General features: G+C 46.8%; 3 protein-coding genes and 1 pseudogene. All 4 read right to left on the bottom strand.

Going from position 1 to position 3,234, the window contains the following annotated elements:
* Positions 1–1,122, bottom strand: a 1,122-nt coding sequence (trpB, locus tag B7Y67_RS13720; protein ID WP_293599133.1) for a tryptophan synthase subunit beta, incomplete at its 3' end; no start/stop codon positions are given.
* Between the two features lie 32 nt (positions 1,123–1,154).
* Positions 1,155–1,829 (bottom strand): phosphoribosylanthranilate isomerase, encoded by a 675-nt coding sequence (locus B7Y67_RS13715; RefSeq protein WP_293599132.1) that lies wholly within the window; start codon positions 1,827–1,829, stop codon positions 1,155–1,157.
* A 38-nt stretch (positions 1,830–1,867) separates the two neighbouring features.
* Positions 1,868–2,698: a tRNA pseudouridine(38-40) synthase TruA gene (gene truA / locus B7Y67_RS13710; protein WP_293599131.1), complete on the bottom strand. Its 831-nt coding sequence runs from the start codon at positions 2,696–2,698 to the stop codon at positions 1,868–1,870.
* A 5-nt stretch (positions 2,699–2,703) separates the two neighbouring features.
* A pseudogene (locus tag B7Y67_RS13705) lies at positions 2,704–3,234 on the bottom strand (pilus assembly protein FimV); the annotation flags it as partial.

Here is a 3,234-nt window from a genome sequence, read left to right as displayed (position 1 = left end):
GATCGTTTTATCTTTGGATAAAGTTGGCGCCAGTTTGCATGCATAAGCAATAGCATGAGAAGACTCTAAAGCAGGAATGATGCCTTCGATACGGCAGCAATCATGAAATGCCTTCAAGGCTTCTTCATCGGTCACTGCCACGTAGTCAGCACGACCAGAATCTTTCAGCCAAGCATGCTCTGGGCCAACGCCGGGATAATCCATACCAGCAGAAACTGAATGGGTTTCAGAAATCTGACCATTCTCATCTTGCAGTAGGTATGTACGATTACCATGCAATACGCCTGGCTTACCGACGCAAAGTGCTGCAGAGTGAAGGCCGCTATTTAAGCCATGGCCCGCCGCTTCTACACCAACTAGCTTCACTTCTGGGTAGTCAATATAGGGATAGAAAATACCCATGGCATTGGAGCCACCACCAACACATGCCATGACATAGTCAGGCTGACGCCCAGTCATTTCAGGCATCTGCACCTTGCACTCTTCACCAATCACACTCTGAAAATCTCTGACCATCATCGGATAAGGATGAGGCCCAGCAACAGTACCAATGATGTAGAAGGTATCTTCTACATTTGTCACCCAATCTCGCATCGCTTCATTCAGCGCATCTTTGAGTGTCTTTGTTCCAGATTCAACAGGCACAACTTTTGCGCCTAGCAACTTCATACGAAAGACGTTTTGAGCTTGACGAGCGACATCCACAGAACCTTGATATACAGTGCAATCCAAACCAAAGCGCGCACAAATAGTTGCAGTTGCAACACCGTGCTGCCCCGCTCCCGTTTCCGCAATAATGCGCGGCTTACCCATACGCTTTGCTAGCATGGCTTGGCCAATCACATTATTAATTTTGTGAGCGCCAGTGTGATTAAGATCTTCGCGCTTCAGATAAATCTGCGCACCACCCAACATTTCGCTCCAACGCTTAGCGTGATAGACCGGTGAAGGACGCCCTACAAAATGCTTGAGCTCGTAATGAAACTCTTCTAAGAATTCAGGATCGTTTTGATATTTAGCATATGCCGCCTTAAGTTCATCCAAAGCGAACATGAGCGTCTCAGAAACAAATACGCCACCGTAAGGACCGAAGTGTCCACGTGCATCTGGCTTATCGTACATAAATACCTCTTTTGATTAGTTACAGCAAATAGTTAGGGCAATGTGCTTGCGTCTGCCGCTCGCACTGCCTCGATAAACTCTTTCATCAAGGCGTGATCTTTTACACCCTTACTGATTTCAACGCCGCTAGAGACGTCAACCGCGCAAGGATGAAGACGAGCAATAGCTTCGCCCACGTTGTGAACGTTCAATCCACCACTCAAAACGACCTGAGGCGCGTTTGCGCTTATCCATGCTTGCGGAATTCCTGACCAATCAAAAGGAACACCCCCTCCTCCATAGCCCTCAACGAGCGCATCGAGCAAAAAGGCGTTTGCTTGCCTATATTGTAGGGAAAAATTATCAAATGCGAAGCCAGCTCCAACGCGCGCAGCTTTCATCCAGGGTTGGCCTGCTGCTAGGCGCTGACAGTCCTGCGGAGACTCATCCCCATGAAACTGCCACAAAGTGATGGGGGAAGCGGCCCTAATAGCCTCAAATTCAGCATCTGAGGCATTTACGACTAATCCAACAGCATCAACCCCAGCTGGAAGCCTAGAAATCAATGCAGCAGCAATATTGGGTGTAACCGCTCTTGGACTGGGCGGATAAAAAACAAAGCCAACAGCGTCCACACCAGCAACAACAGCAGCATCGACATCCGAAGGCGTCTTTAAACCGCAGATTTTGACTCTAGTATGTCCAGGAGAGTTGGTAAGTAAGCCCATATGGGAAATGATAAGGCCTTGAGCAAATAAAGACCTGCTTAAGCGTAAACCGCCTTAGGCAACCAAGAATTAGCCAGCCAAGGCTTGGGAATCTGAAACTCATCAGGATAGGCAATTTGAGCCAAATAGAGTCCAGCTGGAGAAAACGTAGGCGCTGCAATACTGCGGTCTTTTGCCTCTAGAACTTCTGCCATCCACCCTGCTTTTTGCTTACCAACGCCGATTTGAACAAAGCTACCAACTAAATTACGCACCATGTGATGCAAAAAAGCATTTCCTTTGATCTTGAAATAGAGCCAAGGCTCATTCGAAAAGATTTCGATGGAATACATCGTCTTTACTGGAGTCTTACTTTGGCACTCTGAAGAGCGAAATGAGGTGAAGTCATGCTCACCTATTAAACACTCACAAGCATGCTTCATGGCCTCAACATCAAACCAGCGATCCGGGGGCAACATGACATAACCAGCGCGATCTGCCGCCATTGGAGATCGACATGGTCCAGCATGTAATGCATAAATATAGGTTCGTTCATGTGCAGAATAACGAGCACTGAATTCTTCAGTAACAACTTGAGCCCAATTGACCACAATCGATTCAGGCAGGAAGGTATTTACCCCCCTCACCCACGACCAGTTTTCTCGCTCCACCTCAACATCAAAGTGCACCACTTGACCTAAGGCATGAACGCCAGCATCTGTTCTGCCCGCTGTGATTACACGAATAGGATTGGATTTCGATGCATCTATCCCAACAAATGCAGAAATCGCCATTTCCAATTCATCTTGAATCGTATTCTGACCTACTTGCGACTGCCAACCTGAATAAGGGCTGCCGTCATACTGAAGTCCGAGGGCAATACGCATCAAAGAATTTAGCTACTACTATTTGAAATCTCGACCAACATACCCTTAGCTTCAACCACAATCTCAGGGTCGATTGAAGCGCCAATACGAACAATCTCTTCAAGAGATTTTTTGGCCGCAGAAAAATCCTCAATAGTGATGTAAGCGCGGGCAAGATTTAAACGTACCCGCAGCTCATCTGGCGTTAAATCTGAGGTAGTGGGCTTAGCAACAGGTAAATCTAGGTTAATGCTTCCGAACAGTGCCTTAGCCTTATCAGACATGCCCTCATGATGATGCTCATGATGGGCATGTTCGGTTTTATGATGAACTGGCGGTATGGATTCTGTCTGCTCGCTCTCATATGGGTAGTCACGAGCTTGAGGACCAGGCAGGGAATTTTTACGTGACTGGCTCATAAAGAACCAAATTAAGAGAGCGGTAAGTAAAACAAGAGCAATCAAACCCAGAACAGATGCTTTGACATTAAACCCACTTTTTTTAACCTCAACAACTTCGGAGATGCCCTGAGATTGATCTAATAATTTTTTTAAGTCAGC

This window comes from Polynucleobacter sp. 35-46-11 (assembly GCF_002281105.1).
This window is presented reverse-complemented; position numbering and strand designations above follow the sequence as displayed.

Excerpts from the sequence above, each read along its gene's own strand:
- B7Y67_RS13715 (WP_293599132.1), bottom strand. The coding sequence starts at position 1,829 with ATGGGCTTACTTACCAACTCTCCTGGACATACTAGAGTCAAAATCTGC.